This is a genomic window from Gordonia sesuvii (assembly GCF_036350415.1).
Lineage (GTDB): Bacteria > Actinomycetota > Actinomycetes > Mycobacteriales > Mycobacteriaceae > Gordonia > Gordonia sesuvii.
Window position 1 is genome coordinate 906501 of the sequence record NZ_JAZDUF010000002.1, and the last position, 6997, is coordinate 913497.

Genomic DNA, 6997 nt, shown 5'->3' on the forward strand with positions numbered 1-6997 from the left:
GCCGGCAGACCGAGCGCCCGCTCTGTGAGCATCTGACCTCAACGCTACCGTTAGAGCATGAGTACCTCAGCAGCAGACCCTGCCACCTCGACGACCGCGGTGATCTCGGATCTCGTCGTCGCCATCGACCACGTCGGCATCGCCGTACCCGACCTCGACGCCGCGAAGAAGTGGTACCTCGATCACCTCGGGTTCGAGACCCTCCATCAGGAGACCAACGAGGAACAGGGTGTCGTCGAGGCGATGGTCGGACCGCAGACCGCCGGCGGCGCGGTCATCCAGCTGCTCGCCCCGCTCAACGACGAATCGACGATCGCGAAGTTCCTCGATCGCAACGGCCCGGGACTGCAGCAGCTTGCGGTGCGGGTGACCGATGTGGACGCGGTGACCGAACGCCTCACCGCAGCCGGGGTCCGCGTGCTCTATCCGCAGCCACGTCGCGGCACTGCCGATTCGCGGATCAACTTCGTCCACCCCAAGGATGCCGGCGGTGTGCTGCTGGAACTGGTCGAGCCGGCGGCCGATTCCACAGGTCACTGAGGTGCACCCCTGAGATAGACTGTGCCGCATGTCAGCTCCGGCACCGCGTAATCTCCCGTTCGCCATCGTCATGCGCGGGTTCGATCGCGAACAGGTGGCCGAACACCTGCAGCGGGTGGATGCCGAATTGCGGGTCCTCGCCGCCGACCGCGACGCCGCGACAGCCAATGCGCACGAACTGGCCGCGCACCTCGAGGAGGCGCGCGACGAGATCGAGGAGTTGCGCCGCGAGGTCGACAAACTCTCGGTACCGCCGACCACTGCGCAGGGGATGAGCGAGCGCCTCGGCCGCATGCTGCAACTGGCGTCCGACGAGGCCTCCGAGATCCGCGCCGACGCGGCCGCCGAGGCCGCCGAGGTGACGTCGATCGCCCGGCAGGAGGCGACCACACTTCGGGACGACGCGGAGGCAGATGCCACCCGCATCCGCGAGAACGCCGACACCGACGCCAAGAAGGCGATCGCCGAGGCCCAGGAGCGGGCGCGCCAGATCCGCGAGAACGCCGACGAGCTGGCCGCGAGGTCGGCGGAGGAGGCTGAAGAAGCGGCGGCGCTCATCGCCGAACGCAAGGCGGCCATGGAGGCCGAGCACAAGGAGACGATGACGGCCGCCCACGACGAGGCACGCCGAATCGTCACGAAGGCCAAGGGCGAGGCCGCCGAGCTGGAACTGCAGAGCACGCGGGCTCGGCAGGCCGAACGGGAGCGTCACGACGCAGAGCTGGCCGCACAGCGTGAGCGAGCGCGCAGCGAGGCGCAGCGCATGAAGGACACGGCGCAGGAGATCGCCACCGAGCGTCTGGCCCGTTCGCGCGAGTTGGCGAGCAAGGCGGATCAGGCACGTAAGCAGGTCGTGGAACAGCTCGACCGGGTTCGGGACGAGGTCGCCAAGCTCCCGGCGCAGTTGTCTGAACGTCACGCGGATCTCGCCGAACTGACCGAGAACGACGACGCCGAACTGCTCAATCGAGCATTGTCGACACAGTCGCAGGTCAAGCGATCCGGCCCGAACGGAACAGCGTCGGCGTCGGCGGGTTCGACCGGCGGACGAGGCGCCGGGAACTGACCCGCTGCCCGAACCGGCCCCGCGCGGACCGAGCCCCTGTGCCGGACCGACGGTCAGAACAAGCGGAACTCCGTGCTCTCCGCGCCGCGTAGCGCGTCGTAGTCCAGGACCAGGCACCGGATTCCGCGGTCTTCGGCCAGCGTCCGGGCCTGCGGCTTGATCTGCTGCGCGGCGAAGACACCGCTCACCGGAGCCAGGATCGGATCGCGATTGAGCAGGTCCAGGTAACGCGTCAGCTGTTCGACCCCGTCGATCTCGCCCCGACGTTTGATCTCGACCGCCACGGTCGCGCCGTCGGCGTCCCGACACAGCAGATCCACCGGCCCGATCGCCGTCATGTACTCACGGCGGACCAGCGTGTGGCCCGTCCCGAGTGTCTCCACGTGCTCGGCGAGCAGCTCCTGCAGGTGGGCCTCGACGCCGTCCTTCACCAGTCCGGGGTCGATGCCGAGGTCGTGGGCCGAGTCGTGCTCGATCGCGGCGATGGTGATCCGCAACTCCTCACCCGCCTTGTTGGTGACCACCCAGTACGCCTCGGCGTCCACGCCGTCGGGTACCGCCGACTCGGTCAGTGAGCACGGGGGGCTCATCCAATTCAACGGCTTGTAGGCACGGTCGTCGGCGTGGACACTCACCGAACCGTCCGACTTGATCAGCAACAACCGCTTCGCCATCGGCAGGTGGGCGGTGAGCCGACCGACGTAATCCACTTGGCACTCAGCGATAACCAGACGCACGTGGGTCAGCGTAACGGGCCGGACTTCTGGCTCTACCCGGCACGCCGCTCGAGTTGAAACGCTTCGGCGTCGATGACCGCATCGGCCATCGAGGAGTGGACGTGCGGCAGTGTCGGGTCGAAGCCACGCAGTGTCTCCGGTGCGACCAGATCCGGCACGACCTGATCCTCGCGGTGCCGCTCGACGCTCGCACGCAGCACTCCGTCGGGGTCGACCACCATCGCCAACTGCCCGCGCTCGTCCAGCGTGTGCTTGACGCTGAGCATCATCGTCCGGGCCACCGGGTCGATGACGTCGATCCGCGAGAGGTCGACGATCGCCACCACATAGTCGTCCATGTCGGCCTCGATCCGGCGCAGTGCGGACTCCGCTCCCGAGAACGTGAGATCGCCCTGAAGTTCGTAGACCTTGACCTGATCGCGACAGGTCGACAGGTAACCGCGTTCCCGACCGGACCATTCCTCGCCGACCTCGAACGCGCCGATGTCGTAGATCGACCTGATCGTGACCCGGCTCTCCCGGTTCAGATTGAACATGTGCAGCCCGAGGTCGGTCGAGAGGTGACGACACGTGTCGATCCCCCGCACGCTGTTGCCATGCCGATCCAGCCGCGGTGAGTAGATCCCGATGCCCAGCTGACCCGGAAGGGTCGCGAGGATGCCGCCTCCCACACCGCTTTTCGCCGGCAGGCCGACCGACGTCACCCAGTCGCCGGCGCCGTCGTACATCCCGCATGTCGTCATCACCGACAGCACCCGCTGCGCGACCTCCTGGGCGATGACCTGGCGTCCGGTGCGCGGGTTGGCCCCGCCGTTGGCCAGCGTCGCGCCGATCACGGCGAGGTCGTCGGTGGTGACCCGCAGGGAGCACTGGCGGTAATAGAGGTCGAGCGCCGCCTCCGGGTCGGTGTCCATGACGCCAAAGCTGTCGAGCATGTAGGCGATCGCGCGGTTGCGTGATCCGGTGCTCGCCTCCGACCCGTAGACCGCGGAATCGAGCGCCAGCCTCCGCCCCGCACATGCCGAGTAGAACGTCACCAGTTCGTCGAAGACGTGGCCGACGGTCTGCGCCGACACGTCACGAACGGGTGGCAGCAGCAACGACACGGTCTGGATGGCGCCGGCGTTGATCATCGGGTTCTTCGGCCGCATGCGGTCGTCGACGCTGATCTCGTTGAACGCCTCTCCTGACGGCTCGACTCCGATCTTCTCGTCGACCCGCACGTAGCCGAGCCGGTTGAGCGCCATCGCGTAGCTGAGCGGCTTGGAGATCGATTGGATGGTGAACTCGACGGTGCTGTCGCCTCGGGAGTAGATCTGCCCGTCGTGCATGCACAACGACAACCCGTAGCCCTCGGGATCCACCTGGGCGAGTTCGGGGATGTAGTCGGCGACCGCACCGGAACGATCCGCGGTACAGGCCGTGGTGATGTGACTGAGATACCTGTCGACGAGGGATGCCACACAGCGAATGTAGCGGCCCGATCCTCCGGATCGGTGATGGACGCGTGGGTCGCGCCTACGGTGAGCAGCATGACCGCGCACGAGCCCGTCGGCGACCTGGTGCGTCACTGGAGAGAGCGACGCCGCCGTTCCCAGTTGGAGATCTCGATCGCCACCGGAGTCTCGACGAGGCACCTGAGCTTCATCGAGACCGGCCGCTCCCGGCCGAGCCGCGGCATGATCGAGCGCTTGTGCGATGAGCTGGACGTTCCGCTACGCGAGCGGAACCGATTGTTCCTGGCCGCCGGGCTCGCGCCCGTCCACACCGAGCACACCGTCGACGACCTCGGTGATATTCGCATGGCGATCGACGCATTCCTCGCCGGACACGAGCCGTACCCGGCGGTGGCGGTGAACTCACGATGGGAACTGCTGGCCGCCAACGGCGCGATGGCGACGTTCCTGTCCGGTGTGCCCGCGCACCTGCGTGAGCCTCAGCCGAACATGCTGCGCGTGACCCTGCATCCCGACGGGCTGGCACCGCAGCTGCGAAACCATGCTCAGTGGCGGGCGATCACGCTGCGACGGGTTCGACGTCAGTACGAGCGCACCGCCGACCCGTATCTGGCCGATCTGCTCGCGGAGCTCGACGGCTACTCGGGCCCCGCCGGGGATGACGATCCCGACTGCAACGACGACCCCGGAATGGCCCCGGGCACCGAACTGGCGACCCCGATGGTGCTGGACACCGATTTCGGCCGCCTCTCCCTGCTGTACGCGGTGACGGTATTCGGCTCTCCCCGCGACGTCGCCGTCGACGAGATCGCGATCGAGACCTTCGTCCCCGCGGACACCGCGACTCGCACGGTTCTCCGACAACTGTCCGACCTCAGGTCTTGACCTCGGAGGTAATTGCACGGCCTCGGGACTCTGACGGACGCTGGTGGTGACGACGACCGTCCGCGACCGAGCCAGGAGTCCTCATGTTGCTGATCGAGATCGCCCACCCGGCAGGGAGGTTCGACAACGAGGATCGCGCGATTCTGGGCGATGCGATCCTCGATCTGTTCCTCGCACCCGACGCTCACACCACCGACACGATCGACCGGGCGCGACAGGCCACGCACATCGCATTCCGCGAACTACACGGCTGGCGCACGGGATTCGGCACGCCTTCGGCCGACGGTGCTCCGCCGGTCATCATCACCCTCACCGTGCCGGCCGCGTGGCGTGATGAAGGCGGCGACACCTTCATGGGGCTGCTGCGCACCGCGGTGCGACGACTCGACGAGGCTCGCGGATGGGATCGACCGCGGGGAGGTCTGTGGATACGTGTGGACGGGGTGCCCGACGGTCAGATCGGGTTGGACGGCCGGCCATCGACAGCGGATGACGTCCTGTCGTTTCTCACCGAGGATTTCCGGTCGGCGCAGGAGAAGGGCACCGCGGCACCCGCTCCGGCCGGCCGGTTGGTGGATCCGATCTGCGGGATGATCGTTCCCGATGGACGGGGAACGATCACACTCGACCACGACGGCGTGCGACTGGGATTCTGTGCAGACGGCTGCCGCGCCGCCTACGCCCGCCGCGAGGGCCTGCCGCTGTGACGACCAGGCGTCAGCGGGCGACGGAACCCTGGTCCCGGTCCACCCGGGCGGTGACCCCGTCGGCGAAGCGGTACGGGTTGGCCGCCAGCAGCCCGCCGAGATGCTTTCGGAGACGCGACATCTCGGCCCGCACCGTGATCGTTCGGTCGTCGACCCCGAAGAGCTGCCGCGACATCTGCGCCGCACTCCGCCCGGCCGGGTGCTCGACGAGCAGCGCAAGGATCTCGGCGTGACGCGGGGACGGCCTCATGGTCCAGCTACCGGTGGCTCCGCTGACGGTGAGCGAGGGTGCCCGCGGATCGCGCCAGTCGAGGTCGAGCATCGTTCCCGACGGTGAGGTGTCATCCTCGGCCACCCGCACCAGCCAGCCACCGGGCAACGGATCGAGATCGCACTCCCCCAGGCCGTGCAGCCACACCCGGCCCGGACCGGGATGGCGGGGCATTACCAGGCGCGGACGCGGGGCCACGGCATCGACCGCGACGACCCAGCCGTCGGTGTCGACGGCCAGTGCCGGCCCGTCGAGGCGCGCCAGCATCGGCGCGGCCACCGATCGGAGCTGATCCAGACAACGGCGATGGTGATCGCGCAGCCGTGCCTCGGCCAGTTTCGCGACCACGTCGACCAGGGCCACTGTCGTCGGATGGATCGTCGCCGCCGGGCCGCTGACGTCGACGACACCGAGGACTGTCCCGGTCCGCGGGTCGCGGACCGGGGCACCGGCGCAGGTCCACGCGTGATGGGTGCGCACGAAGTGTTCGGCGGAGAACACCTGGACGGCGTGCCCGGATATCAGGGCCGTGCCGATGGCATTGGTGCCGACGGAGTTCTCGCCCCAGTTCGCACCCTCGACGAACCCGAGCCGATCGGCATGATGCATCACCCGCGGTGCGCCGCTGCGCCAGAGCACATGACCGGCGGAATCGGCGACGACGAGGATGTTGTCGCCGTCGGCGATCACGGAATCGAGACCCCGGGTGAGGTCCTCGAGCACTACCGACAGACCGGAGTCGAGACGACGGGACTCGAGATCAGCGGCGTCGAGGCCGCCGTCGGCACCTCCGGTGTCCGGGTCGACCCCGGCGTCCAGAACCCGGTCCCAGGATTCGCCGATGACCGTCCGGGGCCGAGCGGGCATCTTCTCCCCCGCCATCGCGGCGTCGTACACCGTGCTCAGCAGATGCGCGTAGTGACGCGGGTCGTCGCCCGCGGGGATTGCGGGTTCGGGTCCGGGCTGGACTTCAGAGACCGTCACAGCCTCGATTGTGCTCCCGGTCACAGTCGGTGGCAAAGACGGACCCGGGGTTGCAGGGGGTTGCGGTCGGCCTTCGCAACCCGATGCAACCCTTGCCACCGCCATCGGTCGCCGAGTGTGCTGTGGATCACACGAACGTCACGTCGACCCGAGGAGCACCACCATGACGCAGACATTGGAGCCACCCGCCGGCATCGCGACCGATCCGCAAGAGCGGATCGACGCATTGGTAGTCAGGGGCGCGGTGCTCGCAACGCGAGTCCGTTTCCCCATCCCCCTTTCAATCCGTGCATGCGGTTTTCCCGCACACGGCTTACCGATGATCTTCTGTGCATGGTTACGCTGCCTTC

8 protein-coding genes are annotated in these 6997 nt (G+C 67.9%); 5 read left to right on the forward strand and 3 right to left on the reverse strand.

Translation table 11 applies throughout. From position 1 onward, the window contains the following. Window positions 1–57: 57 nt before the first annotated feature. Both mce and VZC37_RS10860 read left to right on the forward strand, forming a co-directional pair. Window positions 58–540, forward strand: coding sequence for a methylmalonyl-CoA epimerase (mce, locus tag VZC37_RS10855; RefSeq protein ID WP_330432456.1), 483 nt, complete (start codon window positions 58–60; stop codon window positions 538–540). A 28-nt stretch (window positions 541–568) separates the two neighbouring features. Continuing rightward, a complete protein-coding gene (locus tag VZC37_RS10860; protein WP_330432457.1) occupies window positions 569–1606 on the forward strand; it encodes a coiled-coil domain-containing protein in 1038 nt (345 codons plus the stop codon). Window positions 1607–1659: 53 nt separating this feature from the next. Here VZC37_RS10860 and nucS read toward each other — a convergent pair whose 3' ends face one another. Both nucS and glsA read right to left on the reverse strand, forming a co-directional pair. Beyond that, window positions 1660–2343, reverse strand: coding sequence for an endonuclease NucS (gene nucS, locus VZC37_RS10865; RefSeq protein WP_330432458.1), 684 nt, complete (start codon window positions 2341–2343; stop codon window positions 1660–1662). 32 nt (window positions 2344–2375) lie between these two features. Continuing rightward, window positions 2376–3806, reverse strand: coding sequence for a glutaminase A (glsA, locus tag VZC37_RS10870; RefSeq protein WP_330432459.1), 1431 nt, complete (start codon window positions 3804–3806; stop codon window positions 2376–2378). Window positions 3807–3875: 69 nt separating this feature from the next. Between glsA and VZC37_RS10875 the strand changes: the two genes are divergently transcribed. Both VZC37_RS10875 and VZC37_RS10880 read left to right on the forward strand, forming a co-directional pair. Beyond that, window positions 3876–4685 carry a helix-turn-helix transcriptional regulator gene (locus VZC37_RS10875; protein ID WP_330432460.1) on the forward strand — a complete coding sequence of 270 codons (810 nt, stop codon included), beginning with the start codon at window positions 3876–3878 and terminating at the stop codon, window positions 4683–4685. Between the two features lie 83 nt (window positions 4686–4768). Beyond that, on the forward strand, window positions 4769–5392 hold the full coding sequence (locus tag VZC37_RS10880) for a hypothetical protein (protein WP_330432461.1): 624 nt from the start codon (window positions 4769–4771) through the stop codon (window positions 5390–5392). Window positions 5393–5402: 10 nt separating this feature from the next. Here the strand turns inward: VZC37_RS10880 and VZC37_RS10885 are convergent, their stop codons facing one another. Beyond that, a complete protein-coding gene (locus tag VZC37_RS10885; RefSeq protein ID WP_431309376.1) occupies window positions 5403–6647 on the reverse strand; it encodes a helix-turn-helix domain-containing protein in 1245 nt (414 codons plus the stop codon). Window positions 6648–6810: 163 nt separating this feature from the next. On the opposite strand from VZC37_RS10885, the gene VZC37_RS10890 reads away from it, so the two are divergent. Next, window positions 6811–6997 (forward strand): hypothetical protein (locus VZC37_RS10890; RefSeq protein ID WP_330432462.1); only part of this gene is annotated, 187 nt, incomplete at its 3' end.

Coding starts and splice junctions, on each gene's coding strand:
- mce (WP_330432456.1), top strand. CDS start 58: ATGAGTACCTCAGCAGCAGACCCTGCCACCTCGACGACCGCGGTGATC.
- VZC37_RS10860 (WP_330432457.1), top strand. CDS start 569: ATGTCAGCTCCGGCACCGCGTAATCTCCCGTTCGCCATCGTCATGCGC.
- VZC37_RS10875 (WP_330432460.1), top strand. CDS start 3,876: ATGACCGCGCACGAGCCCGTCGGCGACCTGGTGCGTCACTGGAGAGAG.
- VZC37_RS10880 (WP_330432461.1), top strand. CDS start 4,769: ATGTTGCTGATCGAGATCGCCCACCCGGCAGGGAGGTTCGACAACGAG.